The sequence below is a fragment of the Solirubrobacter deserti genome (assembly GCF_027587175.1).
Classification (GTDB): domain Bacteria; phylum Actinomycetota; class Thermoleophilia; order Solirubrobacterales; family Solirubrobacteraceae; genus Solirubrobacter; species Solirubrobacter deserti.
The window spans coordinates 51,877-75,099 of the sequence record NZ_JAPCID010000005.1; the positions used below are offsets into that span (position 1 = coordinate 51,877).

17 protein-coding genes are annotated in these 23,223 nt (G+C 73.2%); 10 read left to right on the forward strand and 7 right to left on the reverse strand.

Features of this window, described 5'->3' with window-relative positions; all coding sequences use genetic code 11:
- Positions 1-3 precede the first annotated feature (3 nt).
- From pgm to OJ962_RS03540, 4 genes are read left to right on the forward strand one after another with little or no spacing between them, the layout of a single operon-like run.
- Positions 4-1,560, forward strand: a complete 1,557-nt coding sequence (pgm, locus tag OJ962_RS03525) for a phosphoglucomutase (alpha-D-glucose-1,6-bisphosphate-dependent) (protein ID WP_202952160.1) — start codon at positions 4-6, stop codon at positions 1,558-1,560.
- Positions 1,557-2,786 (forward strand): glucose-1-phosphate adenylyltransferase, encoded by a 1,230-nt coding sequence (glgC, locus tag OJ962_RS03530; protein WP_202952161.1) that lies wholly within the window; start codon positions 1,557-1,559, stop codon positions 2,784-2,786. Before pgm ends, glgC begins: the two co-directional genes overlap by 4 nt.
- Positions 2,783-3,958 carry a glycogen synthase gene (glgA, locus tag OJ962_RS03535; RefSeq protein ID WP_202952162.1) on the forward strand — a complete coding sequence of 392 codons (1,176 nt, stop codon included), beginning with the start codon at positions 2,783-2,785 and terminating at the stop codon, positions 3,956-3,958. Before glgC ends, glgA begins: the two co-directional genes overlap by 4 nt.
- Positions 3,951-4,886 (forward strand): sugar kinase, encoded by a 936-nt coding sequence (locus OJ962_RS03540; protein ID WP_202952163.1) that lies wholly within the window; start codon positions 3,951-3,953, stop codon positions 4,884-4,886. The genes glgA and OJ962_RS03540 overlap by 8 nt, the downstream gene beginning before the upstream one ends.
- On the opposite strand, the gene OJ962_RS03545 is transcribed toward OJ962_RS03540, so the two are convergent.
- Positions 4,864-5,316, reverse strand: coding sequence for a hypothetical protein (locus OJ962_RS03545; protein ID WP_202952164.1), 453 nt, complete (start codon positions 5,314-5,316; stop codon positions 4,864-4,866). The two genes, OJ962_RS03540 and OJ962_RS03545, sit on opposite strands and share 23 nt — an antisense overlap.
- Positions 5,316-5,672 carry an SET domain-containing protein-lysine N-methyltransferase gene (locus tag OJ962_RS03550; RefSeq protein ID WP_202952165.1) on the reverse strand — a complete coding sequence of 119 codons (357 nt, stop codon included), beginning with the start codon at positions 5,670-5,672 and terminating at the stop codon, positions 5,316-5,318. The genes OJ962_RS03545 and OJ962_RS03550 overlap by 1 nt, the downstream gene beginning before the upstream one ends.
- 39 nt (positions 5,673-5,711) lie before the next feature.
- Between OJ962_RS03550 and OJ962_RS03555 the strand changes: the two genes are divergently transcribed.
- Both OJ962_RS03555 and OJ962_RS03560 read left to right on the forward strand, forming a co-directional pair.
- Positions 5,712-6,362, forward strand: a complete 651-nt coding sequence (locus tag OJ962_RS03555; RefSeq protein WP_202952166.1) for a potassium channel family protein — start codon at positions 5,712-5,714, stop codon at positions 6,360-6,362.
- The gene (locus tag OJ962_RS03560; RefSeq protein ID WP_202952167.1) at positions 6,359-7,909 is read left to right on the forward strand and encodes a glycoside hydrolase family 127 protein; all 1,551 of its coding nucleotides are present in this window, start codon (positions 6,359-6,361) and stop codon (positions 7,907-7,909) included. The genes OJ962_RS03555 and OJ962_RS03560 overlap by 4 nt, the downstream gene beginning before the upstream one ends.
- Here OJ962_RS03560 and OJ962_RS03565 read toward each other — a convergent pair.
- A complete protein-coding gene (locus OJ962_RS03565; RefSeq protein ID WP_202952168.1) occupies positions 7,843-8,418 on the reverse strand; it encodes a 4'-phosphopantetheinyl transferase family protein in 576 nt (191 codons plus the stop codon). The two genes, OJ962_RS03560 and OJ962_RS03565, sit on opposite strands and share 67 nt — an antisense overlap.
- 166 nt (positions 8,419-8,584) lie before the next feature.
- Between OJ962_RS03565 and OJ962_RS03570 the strand changes: the two genes are divergently transcribed.
- Positions 8,585-10,135 (forward strand): hypothetical protein, encoded by a 1,551-nt coding sequence (locus OJ962_RS03570; protein WP_202952169.1) that lies wholly within the window; start codon positions 8,585-8,587, stop codon positions 10,133-10,135.
- Between the two features lie 211 nt (positions 10,136-10,346).
- Positions 10,347-11,744 carry a hypothetical protein gene (locus OJ962_RS03575; protein ID WP_202952170.1) on the forward strand — a complete coding sequence of 466 codons (1,398 nt, stop codon included), beginning with the start codon at positions 10,347-10,349 and terminating at the stop codon, positions 11,742-11,744.
- On the opposite strand, the gene OJ962_RS03580 is transcribed toward OJ962_RS03575, so the two are convergent.
- Positions 11,741-12,406, reverse strand: a complete 666-nt coding sequence (locus OJ962_RS03580) for a hypothetical protein (RefSeq protein ID WP_202952171.1) — start codon at positions 12,404-12,406, stop codon at positions 11,741-11,743. The genes OJ962_RS03575 and OJ962_RS03580 overlap by 4 nt on opposite strands.
- 43 nt (positions 12,407-12,449) lie before the next feature.
- Entirely contained in the window at positions 12,450-13,079 is a 630-nt protein-coding gene (locus OJ962_RS03585; protein WP_270006184.1) for a transglutaminase family protein, read from the reverse strand.
- A 311-nt stretch (positions 13,080-13,390) separates the two neighbouring features.
- On the opposite strand from OJ962_RS03585, the gene OJ962_RS03590 reads away from it, so the two are divergent.
- Complete coding sequence (locus OJ962_RS03590) at positions 13,391-22,210, forward strand: polyketide synthase (protein WP_322101325.1); 8,820 nt, start codon at positions 13,391-13,393, stop codon at positions 22,208-22,210.
- Entirely contained in the window at positions 22,207-22,578 is a 372-nt protein-coding gene (gene acpS, locus OJ962_RS03595) for a holo-ACP synthase AcpS (RefSeq protein WP_202952174.1), read from the forward strand. The genes OJ962_RS03590 and acpS overlap by 4 nt, the downstream gene beginning before the upstream one ends.
- Here acpS and OJ962_RS03600 read toward each other — a convergent pair.
- Together OJ962_RS03600 and OJ962_RS03605 are read right to left on the reverse strand one after the other, a co-directional pair.
- A complete protein-coding gene (locus OJ962_RS03600) occupies positions 22,563-22,883 on the reverse strand; it encodes a DUF1707 domain-containing protein (protein WP_202952175.1) in 321 nt (106 codons plus the stop codon). The two genes, acpS and OJ962_RS03600, sit on opposite strands and share 16 nt — an antisense overlap.
- Positions 22,870-23,214, reverse strand: a complete 345-nt coding sequence (locus OJ962_RS03605) for a YbjQ family protein (protein ID WP_202952176.1) — start codon at positions 23,212-23,214, stop codon at positions 22,870-22,872. Before OJ962_RS03605 ends, OJ962_RS03600 begins: the two co-directional genes overlap by 14 nt.
- Positions 23,215-23,223 lie beyond the last annotated feature (9 nt).

Sequence of the window (23,223 nt, forward strand, 5' to 3'; positions counted from 1 at the left end):
CGCGTGAGCCCTTCCGCCGGAAGCCGTCCAGGCGCCTCGCAGCTCGTCGATCTCGACGAGCTGATCGCCGCGTACCACCGTCCACCGTCCGGCCCGGTCGCCTTCGGGACGTCCGGCCATCGCGGCACGTCCCTCAAGGGCACGTTCACCGAAGCGCACGTGAAGGCCATCAGCGAGGCGATCGCGCGCCACCGAAAAGCGGAGGGGATCACCGGGCCGCTGTTCGTCGCGCGCGACACGCACGCGCTCTCGGAGCCCGCGTTCCACACGGCGATCAGCGTCTTCAGCGCGCACGGCCTGGACGTGCGCGTCGACGCCGACGGCGGCTACACGCCCACGCCCGCGCTCAGCCACGCGATCCTCACGCACCCCGGCAGTGACGGCATCGTGCTCACGCCGAGCCACAACCCGCCCGAGGACGGCGGCTACAAGTACAACCCGCCGTCGGGCGGCCCGGCCGGCACGGACATCACCAAGCAGATCGAGCGGATCGCGAACGAGCTGCTCGAGGCCGAGGTCGAGACGGCCGATCCGCAGACGACGCCGCACGACTATGTGTCCGCGTACGTCGACGACCTGCCGAACGTCATCGACATCGACGCCATCCGTGAGGCGAACGTGCACATCGGCGTGGAACCGCTCGGCGGCGCGTCGGTCGCGTACTTCAAGGCGATCGCGGAGCGCCACCAGCTCAACCTCGAGGTGGTCAACGAGGAGGTCGACCCGACGTTCCGCTTCGTCCCGCTCGACCACGACGGCAAGATCCGGATGGACTGCTCGAGCCCGTACGTGATGAGCGGGCTGATCGAGTACCGGGACCGCTTCGACGTGGCCGTCGCCTGCGACCCGGACGCCGACCGCCACGGGATCGTCACGCCCACCTCCGGCCTGATGAACCCGAACCACTATCTCGCGGTCGCGATCCACTACCTGTTCGGTGGCGCGCGCGACTGGGGGCAGGACGTCGGGATCGGCAAGACCCTGGTGTCCAGCACGATGATCGACCTCGTCGCGCGCGAGCTCGGCCGCACGCTCGTCGAGGTGCCGGTCGGCTTCAAGTGGTTCGTCGACGGCCTGATCGACGGCACGCTCGGGTTCGGCGGCGAGGAGAGCGCCGGCGCCTCGTTCTTGCGCAGGGACGGCACGCCCTGGTCCACCGACAAGGACGGTCTGCTGCTCGCGCTGCTGGCAGCGGAGATCACGGCCACGACCGGCAAGGACCCGGGGCAGCACTACACCGAGCTCACCGAGCGCCACGGCGCGCCCGCCTACAAGCGGGTGGACTCGCCGATCGACGCCGAGCGCAAGGAGAAGCTGCTCGCGCTGAACCCGGAGGACATCAGCGCCACGGAGCTGGCAGGGGATCCCATCGCGGCCAAGCTCACGCGCGCCCCCGGCAACGATGCCCCGATCGGCGGCGTGAAGGTCGTCACCGAGAGTGGCTGGTTCGCGGCGCGCCCATCGGGTACCGAGGACATCTACAAGCTGTACGCGGAGAGCCTGAAGGGCGAAGACCACTTGCAGCAGATCATCGAAGAGGCACGGGGGATCCTCGGATGAGCAAAGTCCTGACCATGGTGCTGGCCGGCGGCGAGGGCAAACGACTCGCGCCGCTGACCGCCGACCGTGCCAAGCCCGCCGTGCCGTTCGGCGGCAACTATCGGCTGATCGACTTCGCGCTCTCGAACCTCGTCAACGCGAACTTCCATCAGATCGTGGTGCTGACGCAGTACAAGAGCCACTCGCTCGACCGGCACGTCACCACCACGTGGCGTCTGTCGCCGCTGCTGGGCAACTACGTCACGCCGGTGCCGGCGCAGATGCGGCTCGGGCCGCGCTGGTTCGTCGGCAGCGCGGACGCGATCTATCAGAACTACAACCTGATCGCCGACGAGCGCCCGGAGCACATCATCGTCTTCGGCGCCGACCACATCTACCGCATGGATCCGCGCCAGATGCTCGAGCAGCACATCGCCTCGGGCAAGGGCGTGACCGTCGCGGCGCTGCGCGCGCCGATCGAGCAGGCCGACCAGTTCGGCGTGATCGAGACCGCCGCGAACGGGCGCGACATCGCGCGCTTCCGCGAGAAGCCCAAGGACGCCGTCGGGCTGCCGGACTCGCCCGACGAGGTCTTCGCCTCGATGGGCAACTACATCTTCTCGACCGAGGCGCTGATCAACACCGTGTCCGCGGACGCCGCCGACGAGACGTCCAAGCACGACATCGGCGGCAACATCATCCCGGCGCTGGTCGAGCAGGGCGACGCGCAGGTCTACGACTTCTCGACCAACGAGGTTCCCGGCGCGACCGAGCGCGACCGCGGCTACTGGCGCGACGTCGGCACCATCGACGCCTACTACGACGCGCACATGGACCTGATCTCGGTCCACCCGATCTTCAACATGTACAACCACGACTGGCCCATCCACACGTGGCCGGGGATCACGCAGCCCGCGAAGTTCGTGTTCGACGAGGAGAACCGGCGCGGCCAGGCGATCGACTCGATGGTCTGCGCCGGCGTGGTGATCAGCGGCGGCACCGTGCGCCGCTCGATCCTGTCGCCGCTCGCGCACGTGCACTCCTACTCGCTCGTGGAGGACTCGATCGTCATGCACGAGACGGAGATCGCGCGCAACGCGGTCGTCCGGCGCGCGATCCTCGACAAGAACGTCTACGTCGGCGAGGGCGTGGAGATCGGCGTCGATCCGGCCAAGGACGCCGAGCGCTTCCACGTGTCCGCGGGCGGCATCGTGGTCGTGCCGAAGGGCATGCGGGTCACGGAATGAGGGTGGCGCTGATGACCCGCGAGTACCCGCCGGAGGTCTACGGCGGAGCGGGCGTGCACGTCGAGTACCTGGCGCGCGAGCTGCGCGCGTTCGAGGACGTCACCGTGCACGCGTGGGGCGTGGGGGACGTGTCGCACGCGGCCTGGGAAGCGCTGTCGGGCGACGCGCCGGAGCTCGCGGCGCTGCGGTCGCTGTCGATCGACCTGACGATGGCCGCGAAGGCCCAGGGCGCCGAGCTCGCGCACACGCACACCTGGTACGCGCAGTACGGCGGCCATCTCGCGAAGCTCGTGTGGGGCATCCCGCACGTCGCGACCGTGCACTCGCTCGAGCCGCTGCGGCCGTGGAAGGAGGAGCAGCTCGGCGGCGGCTACCGCCTGTCGTCGTACGCCGAGAAGACCGCGCTCGAGCACGCGGACGCGGTGATCGCGGTGTCCAACGGCACGCGCGGCGACATCCTGCGCGTGTACCCGGACATCGACCCGGATCGCGTGCACGTGATCTACAACGGGATCGACACCGACGAGTACCAGCCCGACACCGGCACCGACGTGCTGGAGAAGTACGGCATCGACCCGGGCAAGCCGTCCGTCGTGTTCGTCGGCCGGATCACGCGCCAGAAGGGCGTCGTCTACCTGCTGGAAGCGGTCAAGCAGTTCGCGCCGGATGCGCAGCTCGTGCTCTGCGCGGGCTCGCCCGACACGCCGGAGCTCGGCGCCGAGATCGCGCGCCGCGTGGAGGAGCTCAAGGCCACGCGGGAGGGCGTGTTCTGGATCCAGGAGATGATCCCGAAGCCCGAGGTCATCCAGCTGCTCAGCCAGGCGACCGTGTTCGCCTGCCCGTCGATCTACGAGCCGCTGGGGATCGTCAACCTCGAGGCGATGGCGTGCGAGGCCGCGGTCGTGGCCACCGCGACGGGCGGGATCGTCGAAGTCGTCGTGGACGACGAGACCGGCTTCCTGGTCCCGATCGAGCCCGGCGAAGACGGCACGGGCGCGCCGCGCGATCCGGCCAAGTTCGCCGCGGACTTCGCCGAGCGCGTCAACACGCTGATCGCGGATCCGGAGCGCGCGAAGGCGATGGGGCGGGCCGGCCGCCAGCGGGCGATCGAGTCCTTCTCCTGGCCCGCGATCGCCCAGCAGACCTCGGAGCTCTACCGCTCGCTTGCTTGACGCCGTGACGTTCGGCGAGGCGCTCGCCACGTTCGTCGCCCTGGACGAGGGCGACCTGGCGAGCGTGAGCCGCTACGAGCGCATCCTCGCGGGCGCGGAGGTCAACGTGGCGATCGGGCTCGCGCGGCTCGGGCATACGGCCGGCTACGTGACCCGGGTGGGGGACGACCCGTTCGGGCGCTTCGTGCGCGCGGCGATCGCCGACGCGGGCGTGGACGCGTCGATGATCGAGACCGACCGCGACGCGCCGACCGCGTTCCAGCTGAAGGCGCACGCCGGTGGGGGCGACCCGGAGACGCACTATTTCCGGCGCGGCTCGTCCGGCACGCGGCTGGCCCCTTCGCCCGCGACCGACGCCTACGTGCGCGCCGCGCGCCACCTGCACGTGACCGGCATCCCGCTCGCGCTCTCCGACACGGCACGCGCGTTCGCCGCCCGCGCGGTGGAGGTCGCGACGGGGACGATCTCGTTCGACCCGAACCTGCGGCCGGTCCTCTGGGGCAGCGAGGCGGAGATGGTGCGCGAGATCAACGGGCTCGCCACCCGCTCGCACTGGGTCCTGCCGGGCCTGACCGAGGGCGAGCTCCTGACCGGCGCACCCGACGCCGCCGGCATCGCGGCCTTCTACCTCGAGCGCGGCGTCCAGCTGGTGGCGGTCAAGTGCGGCGCGCGCGGTGCGGAGCTGTTCACCGCCGACGGCGCGCACCACACGGCGGGCGCGTTCGACGTGGACACCGTCGACACGGTCGGCGCGGGCGACGGCTTCGCCGCGGGCCTGATCTCCGCCGGCCTCGACGGCCTCGACCCGGCGGCGGCGCTCCAGCGCGCCGCGGCGGTGGGCGCGCTGGCCACGACGAGTGCGGGCGACTCCGACGGCCTCCCGACCCGCGCCGAGCTCGACGCCTTCATCGCCCGAGCGTGCGCATGAAGCCGTCCGAGGCCCCGCGGGCCTGGGCGACCAGCGCGCGGACGTCGGCGAGGCCGGCCCGCAGCTCAGGGTCCCCGTACGTGACGGGCATCATCGAGTCCTGGAGCTCGATCAGGCGCTCCTCGCCCTCCGCGATCGCCTCGATGGCGCGCTCGAGGTAGACCCGCGGGTCACGCACGTGCGTGCCCGGGGAGGGCTCGGTCCACGTGCGGGTGGGCAGCGAGCGGCGTTCCGCGAACGCGTTGTAGGTGCGCTGTGCGCGGCCGTAGGCCTTCTGGACGGGGCCGAAGAGGTCGTCCTCGAGCCGGTCCTGGCTGCGCTCGTCCAGCAGCTCGTAGGCCTCGCCGAGCGTGGTGAGCGCCAGCCCGAGCTCGTCGATGCCCTCCGAGAGGGCGTCGAGCAGGTCTTGGCGGGCGTCGGCGTCGCTCATCAGTCGGGCTCCCGGTTGCGCGTCGACCACCATTCCTCGCCGTAGTCGATGAACAGCTCCTCGCCGGCCTTCACGGGCCGGAGCGTCTGGAACATGATCACCCGCGGCGCTTCCTGGATGTACTCGCAGTTCGGCTCGGAGGAGTGGTTGTAGAGCATGCCGTAGCCGAGCAGGAGGATCACATCGTCCTCGTTCTCGTTGGAGCCGAAGACGTAGTCGCCGAGCTGGCCGACGACCTCGTCACCGGGCAGCTCGAGCGTCGGGCAGTGCTCGAGCGTCTCGCCCTCCGCGAAGTCGCGCGTGGCGAAGACGCCGCGCCCGTACGGCCCTTCCTTGATCTGCAGACCTTCCGGCATGTCGGCGGGTGACCTTAGCTCAGGCGGTACGGTCCCGGGGTGCTGCGCTTCATCAAGCGAGAACCATCCGCCGTGCTGCTGGGCGTCCAGCTCGCGGGCGTCCTCATCTACCCGTTCCTGGAGGGCGACGGCGTCAGCCGCGCCGTCTTCAGCGCGTTCGGGGTCGTCGTGCTCGCGCTCGTCGTGCTCGCCGTGCGCGCCTCGCCGACGTGGACCTGGTTCGCCCTCATGCTCGGGGTCCCCGCCACGATCCTGCTGATCATCCAGGCGGTGATGAATTCGGACGCGCTGTTCCCGTACAGCGCGGCGCTCGAGGCGGTCCTGTACTTCTACGCCACCTACGGCCTGATCCGGTACATGCTGGCCGACCACGAGATCACCCGCGACGAGCTGTTCGCGGTGGGTGCGACGTTCACGCTCGTGGCCTGGGGCTTCGCCTACGTGTTCGTCGTCTGGCAGGCGATCGAGCCCGGGAGCTTCACCGCGGCGGTGGACCCGGAGGCGGATCGCACCTGGATGGAGCTGCTGTTCCTGAGCTTCACCACGCTTTCCAGCACCGGGCTCAGCGACGTCGTGCCGATCGACCCGTTCGCCCGCGCGCTGGTGATGATCGAGCAGCTCGTCGGGGTTGCCTACATCGCGGTCGTCGTGTCGCGCCTCGTCGCGTTGACGGTGCCGCGCGCGCAATGACCGTCGAGGCGACGATCGACGGCGGCCTGTGGGCCGAGCGGCGCCGCTTCAACCGCGAAGTGCTGATCCCGGACGGCGAGCAGCGCATCCGCGAGGCCGGGACCTTCGACAACCTGCGCGCGGCCGCCGCCGGCGGCGGCGAGCACCGCGGGCTCGTCTACCAGGACTCCGACCTGCACAAGTGGGTGGAGGCGCTCGGGTGGGAGCTGCGCACCGCGCCGTCGCCCGCGCTGCAGCGCATGGCGGACGAGGTCACCGCGTTGCTGACCGCCGCGCAGGCGTCCGACGGCTACCTCGACACGGCGTTCCAGGTCACGGGCCACGAGCGCTACCGCAACCTCGCCGACGAGCACGAGATCTACTGCATGGGGCACCTGATCGAGGCCGGGCTCGCGCACGCGCCGCTGCTGGGAGTCGCCCGCCGCGCCGCCGACCACCTCGTGGCCACCTTCACCGACCGCTGGGGCGTGTGCGGGCACCCCGAGGCCGAGCTGGCGCTCGTCAAGCTCTACCGCGCGACGGGCGAGCGCGCGTACCTGGAGCTGGCGGCGCGCTTCGTCGACCGCCGCGGCCACCGCCGGCTGCCCGAGCGCTTCGGCTCCTCCACCTACCTCGTCGATCGCGTCCCGGTGCGTGAGCAGACCGAGGTGGAGGGCCACGCCGTCCGCCAGCTGTACCTCAACTGCGGCGCCACCGACGTGTTCGTGGAGACGGGCGAGCCGCTGGACCCGCTGCTCGCGGCGTGGACGGACATGGTCGAGCGCAAGCTCTACATCACCGGCGGCGTCGGATCCGACGGGGCGCACGAGGCGTTCGGGGCGCCGTTCGCGCTGGACCCGGCCACGGCCTACGTCGAGACATGCGCCGCGATCGCCTCCGTGTTCTGGAGCTGGCGGCTGCTGCAGGCCACGGGCGAGGCGCGCTTCGCGGACCTGATCGAACGCACGCTCCTGAACGCCGTGCTCGCCGGCGTCGCGCCCGACCGCTCCGATTACGCGTACGCGAACACGCTCCATGGCACTCCGGACCGGCGCCCCTGGTACGCCTGCGCGTGCTGCCCGCCGAATCTGATGCGGCTGCTCGCCTCGCTGCACACGTACCTCGCGACCGAGGACGACGGCGTGCTCACGCTGCACCAGTACGCGACGGGCACCGTCGGCGGCGTCCGGGTCCGCACGGACTACCCGTGGGAGGGCCGGATCGAGATCGAGGCCGACCGTCCGGTGCGTCTGCGCGTGCCCGGCTGGAGCGCACGCTCGCGGCTCGACGGCGCGCCCGTCGCGCCCGGCTACGTCGTCGCCGGGCCCGGCGCCCACACCCTGGAGCTCGACCTGCGCCTGCGCGTCGTCGAGCCGGACCCGCGAGTGAGCTCGATCCGCGAGTGCGTCGCGTTCGAACGCGGACCGCTGGTCCTGTGCCTGCAGGACGAGGCGCTGGTGCCGTACGCGTTCGCCGAGCGCGCCCTGCGCGTCTGGATTCCTCAGAAGGTCAGCCGGCAGAGCGTGTGGGCGGCGTCTTCGCCCTCCACCGCGAGCGCGCCCACGTAGCCGCCGCTCAGCTCCAGGTCAGTGAGCGTGTAACCCTCGACCGCGGTCGTGTCGAACCGCTCCGGCGCCCACCCGAGACCGCCGCCGATCGCCTTCGCCCACGCCTCCTTGCGGCACCAGATCTGCAGGTGACCGTGGCCGCTCGCGTGCTCGCCGGGCGACAGCGTCCGCTCGATCGCCGCGACATTGCGGCCGGGCCGCTCGACGTCCACGCCCACTTCGAGGTCCTCGGAGAGCGCGATCAGCGCCAGCTCCCCCGAATGGCTCAAATTGAAGCGCAGCGGCGTCCCGGGCACGCACGGCTTGCCGTGCTCGGCGGTGTGGAAGTGGATCTCCTCGGGCGTGCAGCCGAGCCGCGCGCACAGCAGGATCCGCAACGCGGCGCGCGAGACGGTCCAGCGAGCGCCCTGTTCCGGGCGGATGAGCCGATCCGCGCGGGCCCGTTCGTCTGCGGACAGCAGGCCGCGAAGCCGCGCCACGAGCGGCTCGTCCTGTCCCAGCCCGACCATCCACACCTCGACATTGCGCAGGTGTATTAGACTACGCCCGTCAGTTGGCAAGGATGCTTGACAACGAGGGGGAAGGGCGCCTGGCACCGCGGGCGTCGACTCCTGTTCCCACAAAGTCCTCGGGCCGCAGGCCCACGAGTCGGAGCAGTCAATGAGACGACGCATTTTGCTTGTTCCCGTCGCGGCGCTGGCGGCGGTAGTCGCCACGAGCCCGGCGGCCGCGATGGAGGGCAACGGCTGGTCGTGCATCAGCCCGTTCGCCAACTTCACCAACGGCGCGTACCCGGATGATCCGCCCGCCAAGGACCACATCCTGGACTCGTTGGCGATCTCGGTGACGCGCACCGACTCATCGCCGTTGACGGCGGTCCCGGGCCAGAAGGTTGCCCTCAACGACCTGCGGCTCGACCTCGACTTCAAGGACACGCGTCCGGCCGAGCAGATGTACCGCCGCACCGGTGCTGTCGCCTCCAGCTTCAGCGGCATCCCGTACGAGCAGACCGAGGACACCAACCGCACCTTCTCGCTGCGCACGAACCCGGCCGACAACAAGAGCTACTGGTCCTACAACACCGGGACCAACGCCGCGCCGAAGTGGGAGTACTCACCCGAGCAGCTGGTCGAGACCGCCGGCCAGCCGCCGAAGGTCCGCGCGGCCGACGTCGACGCCAAGACGACGTGGACGTACGCCACGCCCACGCTCTCGCTCGAGCACCGCTACATCTCGCACACGGGCAACAGCCAGTTCCCGCTCGACGCGTGGGTGACGATCGCCGCCTCCAACACCGTCGAGGGCGTCCAGACGATCCCGGTCAAGGGCTACTGGACCGTCAACATCAAGGACGCCACGCCGGGCGCGCCGGGCAACAAGGCCGGCTACAACGACGGCCCGGTCACGGCCACCGTCCCGCCGGTCTCGCTGAACCTCGCGACCACCCGCTGGACCCCGACGGGCGCCGGCGCCGTGGAGTTCACGGTCGCGCCGCCGCGCAACATGGGCGTCGTCCAGATCGAGTCCAAGGGCTACGACGTGGTCGGCTACAACACGCCGCTCAACGTCCGCCCGTTCGGCAGCGTCTACGTGCGCGCGCAGTCCGAGTCCTACGGCTCGAGCAACGACTGCATCCCGGGCCAGATCTCGCTGGTCCCCAACTCGGGTGTCGGCACCGGTGGCCTGTTCTTCGGTGACGCCGATCCGACCGTCCCGGACCCCGCGCTGGGTGACCCGGCGACACCCGGCAAGTACGCCTCGCGCTCGAACGTGAACAACGCCGTCGGCGTGCGTGGCCGCTTCGCGTTCGCCTACACGCCGCTGCCCGCGATCGCCACGGCCCCGCTGCCGGCACCGGCGCCGATCCCGCAGCCCGCCCCGATCGTGGGCAAGGCCGCCGAGATCACGGCCCCGAGCACGCTCAAGCCGTCGAAGGCCGGTTCGGTCAAGCTGTCGCTGCGCAACCCGAACACCGCCGTCACGCGCTACAAGCTGACGGCCAAGACCGTCAGCAAGTACAAGGTCGGCAAGACCAAGAAGGTCGTCACGGTGGCGGCCGGCAAGACCGTGTCGCTCAAGCCGGGCGCGTCGGACGTGAGCTTCCCGCTCAGCAAGGCGGCCAAGTCGCTGCTCGCCAAGCACAAGTCGCTCAAGGTCAAGGTCACGCTCGCGCCCGTGGGTGGCGGCTCCACCGTCACGAAGACGATCACGCTCAAGCGCTCCTAGTCGTATGCGTCGGGCAGTTGCGCTCCTCTGCTTCGCCGGTGCCCTCGCGGCACCGGCCACTGCAGCCGCTTTTCCGAACACGACGTTCGAGAACCAGTGTCAGTACTTCGATCCGTTCTGGCGTCCGGTGCCTCTGGTGTTCGGCGGGCAACTCACGACTGGCTCAGGGACCGAGCTACCCCCGGGAGCGCAGCTTTCGGTTGGAGACACGGTGCAGCTGGAAGGCGGCACCGTGTCGGCGCTCCTGCCGTCCTGGATGGCGGAGTTCGCCTACACGAACAACATGATCCCGCTCGGTGACGGGTCGCTCGACGTGCGGGCGTGGCTCGCGCTGGAGGCAACCAACACCGCGGAGGGCGTCAAGTCGCCGATCGTGCTCGACACCGTCGCGCGCAGCCACGTCGAGCTCGGGCCGAGCGGCGTGGTCGACGAGTCCCGGTCGTGGATCGGGGTCGAGAACGCGCAGCTGCCGGCGCTGAAGTGGACGGCGACCGGCGGCGAGGTGGCGGTCCGCCAGGCGGTCGCCGAGAGCCTGGGCCCCGTCACGCTCGACGACGGCCGCACGCGTCGCCCGCGCGGGAGCCTGTTCGTCGACGCGCGGCTTCCCATCGGCGACGGCGGGTCCGCGCACCTGTACATGGACTGCCTGCAGGGCAAGCAGGTACGGGACGGCGAGACGCACACGGACGAGCTCCCGGGCACGTTCGGGACCTTCTCCGTGCCGGGCTTCGCCGGCAAGGTCGGCGACACGTCGCTGCCGGAGCCGGTCGACGCCGACCTGCTCACCAACGCCGGGCCGCCCCGTGCCGGCGCCGGCCAGGCGGCCGTGCTGTCCTCGAGCTCGTTGCGGCTGCGGCTCACCGACGCGCAGCGGGACCTGTGGTTCGGCAACGCGACGGACATCACGGTGTCCGGAACCCTCCGGCTTGCCGGTGCGCGCAGCGCCGAGGGCACGCAGGAGGTCGAGGTCGAGCGGACGGCGACCGTGCCGGCCGACGGTGCGGTCACGCTCACGCTGCCGCTCCCGAACTCCACCTGGACGCCGACGGGGACCGACGGCGTGGACGTCCGGGGCGCGCGCACGCTCGCGCTCGACGCGACGGCGGGTGGCGTCACCAAGCAGCTCACGCTCACGCGGATCACCGAGGGTGAGCCGTATCCGTTCGCGCGCATCCTGCGTCCGGGCGCTCCGCCCGCGAGCGTGACGCCGACGCCGACCGCCACGCCGACCCCGGTGGCGACCGCCGCGCCCGTGGTCACGCCGACGCCGACGCCGACGCCAACGCCGAAGGCCGGTGTGGCGGGCGTCGCGTCCAAGTCGCTGAAGGTCAAGTCCAACCGCGTGTCGGCTTCGCTGTCGTGCACGGGGCAGACCACCTGCCGTGGCACCGTGCAGCTGCGCAGCGCGACCAAGGTGAAGAAGAAGTTCGTCACCTTGAGCAAGTCCGTGAAGTACACGGTCGCCGCCGGTAAGAAGGCGACGGTGCGGCTCACGCTCTCGAGCGCGGGCAAGAAGTTCGTGCGCTCCAAGAAGCGCGTGTCGGTGGTGCTGGACGTCAAGCCCGCCTCGGGCAAGACGGTCTCGAAGAAGCTGACGCTCTCGCGCTAGGCGTTGCTGGTCAGTGCCCGCCGCTCATCGTCGCTGAGCAGCGGGCACCCCCAGCACTTGGCCTTGGGGATGCGGTAGTACAGACAGCAGCCCGAGCGCACGTGCACCGTCAGCGCGTACCCGGGCAGCTCGAGCGTCCGCAGGTCGATGTCCGGGTACGCCGCGCGCGCCAGCTCGCAGCCGCGCGCCTCCTCGCCGCGGGTCTGCGCGACGTGGATCAGCGCCGCGGCGACGCGGTCGTCCACGCCGCGCCAGAGCGCCTTCGCGGGGCGCCGCGTGCGCTCGGAGGCGGCGCTCACCAGCGGCGCCAGGTGGGCCTCGACCAGCGCGTCCAGCGCCGTGGTGGTCTCGCGGTCCTCGAGGACCAGCGTGCCGATCCCGTCCGGCGCGGGGTCGGGGTCGACCCAGAGGCGCGTGTTCTCAGGGCTCAGGTCGGGCAGCGGCCGGCCGTCGAGCAGCGCGTGCGCGGCGGGCAGCGCGATCCACCAGCTGAGGACCTCGACGATGCGCTGGCCCTGGATGTCGGGCCGGTCGGTGTCGAGCTGGCGCCCCACGATCGCGAGGGCGTCGGGCAGGCGCGGGCCGGCGACCTCGGCCGAGGACAGCCAACCGGGCTCGGGGCGCGCGCCGACGTGCAGGGCCTGCGCCGATCCCGTCGCCACTTAAGCTCGGATGCTCGGGGTGGGGCGGAAGGGCTGCATACCTTCAGTTCAAGCGTGCGCTGAGCTGCTTGAACCGCAGCTCGGCGTCCTCGGTGTCCTCGAACGGCAACGTGCAGCGCATGCGCGCCACGTGCAGGGCGCGCCCGAGGTCGCCGAAGCGCTCGTAGCGCGGCTGCAGCGTGTCCAGCAGCTCGGCGGCGACCTGATGGCCGCAGCGCCACTGCAGGAGGCCGAGGTCGTCGGCGTCCACGAGCCGGCCCGTCGCGGGGTCGAGCACGAGCGCCTCCGTCAGCCGCTGGTGGGCGACGAAGTGGCCGGCGGTGCCGGCGACGATGCCGACCGGGAGGCCGGCGCGGCGGCCGAGCTCGGCGAGCACGACCGCGACGAGGATCGGATGCCCGTGGCCGCGCTCGAGCACGCGGTCCAGCAGCAGCGCATCGGGCCCTTCGCCACGCACGGCGCGCAGCGGCGCTTCGCCGAGCGCGCGCAGCTGGTCCTCGGCGGTGGGCTCGAGCTCGATCGGCGTGGCGGCGAGCAGCGCGTCGTAGGCGCGCTCGACCCGCTCGGGGTTCAGGTCACCCAGCTCCCACGCCATCGAGGCGGCGAGCGCGGCGGGCGGCGGGCACGACACTGAGGCGTGCAGGCGGAAGGGCAGGGTGCTCGCCCTCCGCACGGCCGTGTTCCTGTCGCTGCTGCTCACTTGCCCAGCCCTCCGGGTGACCTGTGGAGGCCCTCGGGGCGAGGGCCGCTCTTAGGGGACCCTAACAAATTCCGACGCGGTGGATCGGATTACGCTTAGATGTGCGTGACCAACCTGCTTGCCATCGGTCGGCAAGGGGTCTTGACGTGTCGCTGATCGCCAGTCCTTACACACCTGTTGCAGCCCACGGCGCCTCCGCGGCGAGCCTCGCGGCGCGCCTGGCCGCCGGTGACGTGCGCGCGGTGGTGACCTTCGCAGGTCAGGGCGTGGATGTCTTAGACGAGTTGTCAACGCTCGTCGCGCAGCGGCCGGAGCTGTTGAGCGGCGTGGAGCTCGCGAGCGACGTGCTGGCGGAGGTCGCGAGGTCCGACCTCGGGCTGGCGAGCGGCGCCTACCGGCACGGGACCGATGTGGCCGCCTGGGTGATGGATCCGGACGGCGCGCCGCCCCTGTCCTACCTACGCGGGGCGGCGGTCGCGTACCCGCTGTCGCTGGTCGCGCAGGCGCTGCTGTGGCGGGCCGTGTTCGCGGACGCGCTGGAGCCGGCGGTCGGCTCGGTGCTGGGCTTCGCCGGACACTCGCAGGGCCTGCTCGCCGCCGCGCTGGTGGCTGAGGCGCCGGGCGGCGTGATCGACGACGCGCTGCTCGCGCGCCATCTCCGGAGCGCGGCCGTGCAAGGGCTGGCGATGTCGGCGGCGGCGGTCGGGCGCTCGCCGATGGCGGCCGTGGACGGGGTGACGCTGGAGCGGCTGGAGCCGTTGCTGACGGGCGAGGTGTCCGTCGCGCTGGTCAACACGCGGACCCGGATCGTGCTCGCCGGCCCGCCCACGGACCTCGAGGCCGTGCGCGCTCGCTTGGCCGCGTGCGCCGCGGACGAGGCCGCGGCGCGGCGCGAGGGCCAGCTCGGCGGTGCGCCGCTGCGCTTCGAGTGGACGCCGCTGGCGGTCGACGTGCCGTTCCATTCCCCGGCGTTGGACGATGCGCTGGCGGGTTTCGAGCCGCTGGGGGTGGGCGAGCGCTGGGCTCCGGTGCTCGGCGCGGACGACCTGGCGCGCGCGCAGTTCGTCGATCCGGTCCGGTGGGACCGGGTCGCGGGCGAGATCCGTGCGCTGGGCGCGGACTGGGTGCTCGACTTCGGGCCCGGGACCGCGGTCGCGCGCATGACGGCCGAGAACCTGCGCGGCAGCGGCGTGCGCGTGCTCGCGCTGGCCTCGCCCGAGGGGCGGCGCGTGCTGACGTCGCCGGGCGCGGCGCCGGCCGGGCGGGACGTGACGTACGCGGACTTCGCCCCGGGTGTGGTGAACGGGCACCTGGACACCAAGTACACGCGGGCGACCGGGCGCCCGCCGGTGATCCTGGCCGGGATGACGCCGACGACGGTCGACGCGGGGATCGTCGCCGCCGCCGCCAACGCGGGGTACATGGCCGAGCTCGCCGGCGGCGGGCAACCGGACCGGCGGACGTTCGACCTGCGCGTGGAGGAGCTCGCGGGGCTGCTCGAGCCGGGGCGCGAGGTCGTCTTCAACACGCTGCTGCTGGACCGGCACCTGTGGGAGCTGCACGTCTCCCGGGACGCGCTGCTGCTCGGGGCACGGCGGGCGGGCGCCCCGTTCGCGGGGTTGACCGTGTCGGCGGGCATCCCGGACGTCGACGAGGCGATCGCGCTGCTGGACGAGCTGGCCGCGGTCGGCATGCGCGTGAACGCGTTCAAGCCGGGCACCGCCGAGCAGGTCCGGCAGCTGCTGGCGATCGCGGACGCGGCGCCGCATCACACGATCGCCGCGCACCTGGAGGGCGGGCGCGCGGGCGGGCACCACTCGTGGGAGGACCTCGAGGAGCTGCTGCTGGAGACCTACCACGAGCTGCGCCGGCGGCCGAACGTGCTCGTGTGCGCGGGCGGCGGGATCGGCACGCCGGCGCGCGCGGCGGAGCTGCTGCACGGCACCTGGGCGCTCGTGCACGGCGTGGACGCGATGCCCGTCGACGCCGTCCTGATCGGGACGGCGGCGATGGCGTGCCTGGAGGCGACCGCTTCCCCGCAGGTCAAAGCGGCGCTGGTCGCGGCCGGCGGGTCGGCGGAGTGGGTGCCGCGGCGCGGTGTCGACGGGGGCGTCACGTCGGCCCGGTCGAACCTGAACGCCGACATCCACCTGCTCGACAACGCGGCCTCGCGCGCGGGCCATCTGCTCGAGTCGGTGGCAGGGGACGAGGCCGCGGTGCTCGCGCGGCGTTCCGAGATCGCCGACGCGCTGTCGCGGACCGCGAAGCCGTACTTCGGCGAGCTGGCGGAGATGACCTACGGGGACGTGCTGGCGCGCTTCCGCGAGCTGTGCGCGATCGGGCGCGGGCGCCGCTACGACGACGGCGAGTGGGGACACCCGTCGTGGCGGGCGCGCTACGAGGCGCTGCTGGCGCGGTTCGCCGCGCGGCTGGCGCCGGAGGAGCGCGGCCCGGTGGCGGCCGTCGTGGACGAGGCGGTCGCGGCGCGCACGCTGCTGCATCCCGCCGACGCGCAGTTCTTCCTGGAGGTCTGCGATCGGCCGGGCAAGCCCGTGCCGTTCGTGCCGGTGCTGGACGCCGAGGTGCGCCGCTGGTACATGGCGGACGGGCTCTGGCAGGCGCAGGACGACCGGCTCGGTGTGGACGAGGTGTTCGTCATCCCCGGTCCCGAGGCCGTCGCGGGCATCGAGCGCGTGGACGAGCCGGTGGCGGAGCTGCTCGCTCGCTTCGAGGCCGAGGCGGTCGCGCGCGTCAGGTCGGCGCCGGTGGCGCGGCCGCGGCTGGCCGACCCGGGCCCGGCGCCCGAGCCGCTCGCGTCGCTGCGCGCGGACGGCGTCGTCGGCGAGCTGCTCGCCGTGCAGTGCGTCGTGACCGAGGACGGCCGTACGCTGCCCAACCCGCTGTGGCGGCTGGTCGCGCCCGGCGACGCGATCGACCAGCTCGGCGACGTGATCACCGTCCGCCCCGCCGACGCGCCGTTCGAGAGCGTCGTGATCGAGCCGGCCGCCGGCAGCCGCCCCGCCGGCGCGAGCGACGAGCCGGCGCGCGGCGAGGTGGTCGGCACGCGCGCTCCCGGCGCGGGGGAGCCCGCGCGCGGTGAGGTCGTCGTCACGGCGGGCGCGCTCGCCCTGCGCTTCGCGGTGCGTGACGGCGCCGTCTTCGAGGTCGAAGGCGAAGCCGCGCGCGCGGCGTTCGCGGTGTCCGCGCTGGACCCGGGCTCCTCCTGGTCGTGCCCGGCCGAGCTGCCGCGCGCCTACCGCGCCGCGACCGGCGCCGCGCACGACGGCGTGCCGCTGGACCTGGCGTGGACGCTGGCCTGGCCCGCCGTGTGCGACCTGCTGGCGACGCCCGAGCTGGCCGCGCGCTTCCACGAGCTCGTGCACGCGACGCACGCGGTGGAGCCGGGGGAGGCCTGGCCGCCGCGGCCCGGGGAGAGCGGCCCGTGCTCGGCCTGGCTGGTCGAGCTGTCCGATCCGGCCGGCGCGCCGACCCGGCTGCGCTGCCGCGCCCGGGTCGAGAGCGAGCGCGGGCTCGTCGCGACCGTCGACGCCGAGCTCGCAATCCTCGGCGACGCCGCCGCGACCGACGTCGAGCTGCGCCGCCACGACTTCCACAATGTCGAGCTCACGCTGCGCGAGGCCGGCGACGCCGACTTCCTGGCCGAACAGCCCTGGTTGGAGCTCCGCGACGAGCTGCGCGCCGGCGACGTCCTGCACGTGCGCGCCGAGACGACGCTCGAAGTGCCACGCGGCGGCGAGCCGCGCTGGACCGCGACGGGCACCGTCGCGCGCGCCGGCGAGGAGATCGGCACCATCACCGAGTGCTCGATTCGTCAACCCCTGGTTGACCAATCGACCACTCGCGGCACCAACCCCGTCGCGGCCGTGCTCGACCTGCTCGCCACGCCTGGGCCCGAGCGGCACGCTCGTCCCGGCGCCCTGCTGGCCACGGCCGAGGACGTGGCGCCGACCTCGATGGAGGCGTTCGCACGGGTGGGCGGGGATCGCAACCCGCTGCACCGGTCGGTGCTGGCCGCGCGGCTCGCCGGGCTCAAGCGGCCGATCGTGCACGGCGCGTGGACGGCCGCGCGGGCGTCGGCGTTCGTCGTGGATGAGCTGTGCGACGGCGACGCGCAACGCCTGCGCGAGTGGCGGATCGGCTTCCTGGCGCCGGTGCCGCTCGGCGCGGTGCTGGACTTCGAGGCCTCGCGTGCCGCAATCGTCGACGGGCGCCGCGTCCTGCAGGTGCGCGTGCGCGCCAACGAGGTGGACGTCGCGCTCGGCGAGGCCGTGCTCGACGCGCCGCCGACCGCGCTCGTCTTCCCGGGACAGGGCATCCAGCGGACCGGGCTCGGCGCGGAGGGGCGCGCGCGCTCGCGGGCCGCCCGCGCCGTGTGGACGCGCGCCGACGCGCACACCCGCGCCGCGCTCGGGTTCTCCCTGCTCGAGGTCGTCGAGGACAACCCGCGCGAGCTGCGGCTCGCGGACGGGCACGTCGCGCGGCACCCCGAAGGCGTGCTGTTCCGGACCGAGTTCACGCAGACGGCGCTGATCGCGCTCGCCGCCGCGCAGCTCGAGGAGCTGCGGGCCGAGGGCGCGCTCGGCGCTCCGCACGTCGCCGCCGGCCACAGCGTCGGCGAGTTCGCCGCGCTGTACGCGCTCGGCGCGATCGAGCTGGAGGCCGCGCTGACGCTCGTCTGGCACCGCGGGCTCGCGATGCAGAACCACGTCCCCCGCGCGGCCGACGGCTCGTCGCCGTACCGGCTCGCGGTGGTCAAGTCGACCGACGGGCTCGGCGAGGACGTCGAGATCGTCAACCTCAACGCGCCGGACCGCCAGTACGCGATCGTCGGCACCGCGGACGCGATCGCCGCGCTCGGCCGCGCCGCGCGCGTGGTCCCGGGCATCGACATCCCGTTCCACTCGAGCGTGCTGCGCGGCGCCGTGGACGAGCTGCGCCCGCACGTCGCGGCGGCCGGCATCGACGCGTCCAAGCTCGTCGGCCGCTGGGTCCCGAACGTCCTCGCCCGCCCGCTGGAGCCCGGCGACGACGTGGTCGAGCTGCTCGCCCAGCAGCTCGCGTCGCCCGTGCGCTGGATCGAGTGCCAACAGGCGCTCGCCGGCCTCGCGGACCGCTTCCTCGAGCTCGCGCCGCCGCACGCCGCCGTGCTCACCGGCCTTGCGCGCATGACCGTGCCCGGCGTGACGCTCCTGCACGCCGAGCACGACCGCGACCTCGTCCTGGACCGAGCGGAGGCGTCCGCGCCGGTGACCGACAAGCCCGTCGACGCGGGCGACGCGCTCGAGTTCGTGCTCGCCCTGCAGGCGCGGGTGCGGCTGGACCAGCTCGATCCCTCGGAGTCGGTGGACGAGCTCTTCCAGGGCGTGTCCTCGCGGCGCAACCAGGTGCTGATCGACCTCGGGCGCGAGTTCGGGCTCTCGGGCGCCGAGGGCGTGCAGCGCCAGACGATCGGCGAGCTCGTCAAGACCCTGCGCGAGCAGGGCGCGGGGTACCGGTTCCCGGGCCCGTACCTGAAGGAGGCGCTCGCCACCGGCCTGACCCGCGCGGGCGTGCAGCGCACCGACCTCGGCCTGCCGCCCGGGCTCACCGACCACGTCTTCGCCCGCGTCGCGCTGGACACGCGGCCCGGCCCGTCCGCGCGCGGCGGCGACCTCGCGCGCCTGCCGGCCGGCCCGGACCTGCTCGACCGTGCGCGCGAGCTGACCTCGGCGGACCTGAAGCTTCCGCTCGCGCGGGCCGCGGCACCCGAGGTGGCGGCCGCGCCGGTCGCCGTCGCGAATCCCGCGCTCGAGGACGCGCTGCTGGACTCCGCGCGCACGCTCGCGGACGCGCTTGGCCGCCCGTTGCCGCCGCCCGGTGAGCCGCTGCCCGACGCCGACCCGGACCAGGCCCGGCTGGCGATCCTCGACGCCGAGCTCGGCCCGGAGCGGGCGCAGGAGATCGCGCCGCGCTTCGACGCCCGCCGCCACGTGCGCTTCACCTCCGCCTGGGCGAGCGCGCGCTGGGACCTCGTCACCGCCTACCACGACGCGCTCGCCGGCCGCCTCGACGCCGCCGGCCTGGGCGCGGAGATCGACCGGATCGCGGCGCACGGGGGAGAGCGGGCCGTCGCCGAGACCGCCGCGTACCTCTCCCGCCACGTGCCGGAGCTCACGCGCGTCACGGCATCGGACACGTGGACGGCGCTGCCGCTCGCCGGCGTCCGCCCGACGGTCACGCTCGACGAGACCGGCGTCCCGCACACGGGCACAGCACCCGACGACACGCGGCCGATCGACCTCCTCAAGGACATGCCGGACGAGCTCGTGCCCGAGCTCGCCGTCTCGCTGAAGGCCTCCCCGGACCTGCGCCACGAGACGGCGCTGATCACGGGCGCGGCACCGAACTCGATCGGCGCCGAGCTCGCGAAGCGGCTGCTCCGCGGCGGCGCGAAGGTCGTCATCGCCACCAGCACGCTCACGCCCGAGCGGCGGCGCTTCTACCGCGAGCTGTACCGGACGAGCGCCGGCCCGCGCGCCGAGCTGCACGTCGTGCCCGCGAACCTCGCCTCGTTCGCCGACGTCGACGCCCTCGCGGCCTGGCTGCGCCACCCGGGCGGCGGCCGCCGCGGCCGCGACGACCTCCGGGGCGAGCCGCTCACCCCGACGGCCCTCGCGCCCTTCCCCGCGCTCTCCGCCACCGCCGAGGCGGGCGGGGGCGGCGGCGCGTTCGAGACCGCGTTCCGCGTGCAGCTGCTCGGCGTCCAGCGCCTGATCGGCGCCGTCCGCCCGCGCACGGTCCTGCTGCCGCTCTCGCCCAACCACGGCGCGTTCGGCTCCGACGGCCCGTACGGCGAGACCAAGGCCGCGCTCGAAGTGCTGACGAGGCGCGCGCAGGCCGAGCCGTGGGGCGCGCACACCACCTTCATCGCGCCGAAGATCGGCTGGGTCCGCGGCACCAACCTCATGCGCGGCAACGACGCGATCGCGCCGCTGGTGGAGGAGCGCCTGAACGTGCGCACGTTCGCCACCGACGAGATGGCGTGGCTGCTCACGGGCCTGCTGGTCACCAACCGCGCGGGCGCGATCGACCTGACCGGCGGCCTGGGCGCCATCGACGACCTGCGCGGCGCGCTGCAGCCGCTCGCCGACGAGCTGCGCGACCGCTCGGCCCGCGCCGCCCGCGCCCACACGCTCCGCCGGACGCTGCACCCGCCCACGCCCGCGGACCAGCTCGAAGCGCTGCCCAGCCCCGGCACCGACACCGCACCGCCCACGCCGGGCGAGGCGCCGCCGCACGACCTGCGCCCGCAGGACATGGTCGTGATCGTCGGCACGGGTGAGCTCGGCCCGGGCGGGACCGGCCGCAGCCGCTTCGCCCTCGAGCTCGGAGAGATCGACTCGCCGGGCGTCGTCGCGGAGCTGGCGTGGCTGACCGGGCTCGTCGGCTACGAGCTCGAGCACTACCGCGGCCGCTGGATCGACACCGCCACCAAGGAAGAGGTGCGCGAGGAGGACCTGGCGGCGCGCTACGCCGACGCGGTCGCCGAGCGCATCGGCGTCCGCGCGCTGGAGTCCGACGGCACGATCGAGGCCGACGGCCACACCGTGCTCGCGCCGGTGACCCTGGAGCAGCCGGTCACGTTCACGGTCGACTCGGAGGCCGAGGCCCGCACCTACCCGAACGCGACCGTCCGCCGCGACGGCGACCGCTTCCTCGTCACGATCCGCGGCCAGATCCGCGTCCCGCGCATCGTCGCCCAGACGCGGCGCGTCGCGGGCCAACTGCCGACCGGCCTCGACCTCGCCCGCCTCGGCGTCCCGAACGACCTGATCGCGACCGCCGATCGCATGGCGCTCGTCAACCTCGCCGCCACGGTCGAGGCCTTCGCGGACGCGGGCCTCGAACCCCAGGAGCTGCTCGACCACGTCCACCCGGCGAACGTCGCCAACACGCAGGGCGCGGGCATGGGCGGGATGGCGTCGCTGCGCCGGCTGCTGCTCGACCACCTGCTCGACCAGGAGCGCCAGAACGACCGCGTCCAGGAGTCGCTCGGCAACGTTGTCGCCGCGCACGCGGTGCAGACCTACCTCGGCTCCTACGGGCCGATGATCCACCCCGTCGGCGCGTGCGCCACCGCGGCCGTCAGCCTCGAGGTGGCCTACGACAAGATCACGAGCGGCAAGGCGCTCGCGGTGCTCGCCGGCGGCTTCGACGACCTCACGCCCGAGGGCATGATCGGCTTCGCCGACATGGGCGCAACCGCCGCCTCGGACGAACTGGAGGCGATGGACCTCGAGCCGCGCGAGGCCTCCCGCGCCAACGACACGCGCCGCGCCGGCTTCGTCGAGGCGCAGGGTGGCGGCGCCCAGCTGGTCGTCCGCGGCGACGTCGCGCTCGCGCTCGGCCTGCCGGTGCGCGGCGTGCTGGCCTACGCGGGCTCGTTCGCCGACGGCCTGCACACGTCCATCCCCGCCGCGGGCCTCGGCGCGCTCGCGGCCGCGCAGCCGCTGAACGCCGCCCTCGTCCGCCACGGCCTCACCGCCGACGACCTCGGCGTCGTCTCCAAGCACGACACCTCGACGGACATGAACGACCCGAACGAGGCCGACCTCCACGACCGCCTGCAGACGGCACTGCAACGCACTCCCGGCAATCCGCTGCTCGTCGTCTCCCAGAAGACGGTCACGGGCCACGCGAAGGGCGGCGCGGCGGCCTGGCAGCTGGACGGCGTCCTGCGCATGCTCGAGACCGGCCGCGTTCCGGGCAACCGCAACTTGGAGAGCGTCGATCCGCTGCTCGAGGGCAACCGGCACCTGGCGCTCGGCGATCGCCCGATCGATCTTGCCGTGCCGCTGCGGGCCGCGTTGATCGCGTCGCTCGGCTTCGGCCACGTCTCCGCGATCCTCGCCGTCGCGCACCCCGACACGTTCCACGCGGCGGTCCCGCAGGACCAGCGCGAGGACTACCTGCAGCGCGCGGGCCGCCGGCGTGCCGAGGGCGTCCGCCGGCGGCTCGAGATGCGCCTCGGCCGGCCGCCGCTCGTCCGTCGCCCGCGCGCGCTCGACCGCGACGCCGAAGCCGCGCTCCTGCTCGACCGATGACGGTCGGCGTCGACCTCGTCCACGTCCCGGGCTTCGCGCAGCAGCTCGAGGACACGGCGTCCGGCTTCGTCGACCACACCTTCACGCCGCGCGAGCGCCGCTCGCGCGAGCCGCACCGGCTGGCCGCCCGCTTCGCCGCCAAGGAAGCGTTCCTGAAGGCGTGGTCGGGCTCGCGGGCGCATCAGCCGCCGCTGCTCGGCAGCGTCGACCTGCGCGAGATCGAAGTGGTCGACGACGGCTACGGCCGTCCCGCGCTCGCCCTGCACGGCACGCTCGCGCAGACCGTCGGCCCGTGCAGCACGAGCCTCAGCCTGAGCCACGACGGCGACGCCGCGATCGCCGTCGTGCTGTTTCAGTCCGGCACGTAGTGACGCTTGTGGTCGGCCGGGTCGACCCAGACGCGCATGACCCGATCCGAGCCCGGGTCGATGAAGCGCTCCTTGGTCGGCACCCAGGTCGGCTGCGCGGCGTCCGCCTCGCCGTGGCGACGGCCCCACCGCCGCTTGCGCGCCGCGGCCTCCGAGGGGAGCGGCGGCAGATCGGCCAGCGCTTCCGTGAGCGCGCCGCCGAACGTGAGGTCCAGCCGCCGGTCGAGCTCTGACGCGTCCAGCCGGTCCGCCGCGTAGTGGCGGCCGAGGACGGTCGCGACGCGGTCCTGCTCAGGCGTCGGCACGCTCGACCACGACCGCCGTCCCGTAGGCGACGACTTCCGTGAGCCCGTTGCCCATCTCCGACGAGTCGAAGCGCATCGCGACGATCCCGGTCGCGCCGAGCAGCTTCGCGTTGGCGACGAGCCGGTCGACCGCGTGCCGGCGAGCGTCCTCGAGCAGGTCCGTGTACTGCGTGACCTCGCCGCGCTTGAGCGACTTGAAGCCCGCGGCGACGTTCCGGGTCAGCCCCATGCTGCGCACGACCAGTCCGAAGGTGACGCCGAGGTTCTCGACGATCCGGAAGCCGGGCAGCTCCATCGCGGTGGTGATCGGCAGCTCGACGGAGAGGCTCATTGGTTGCGA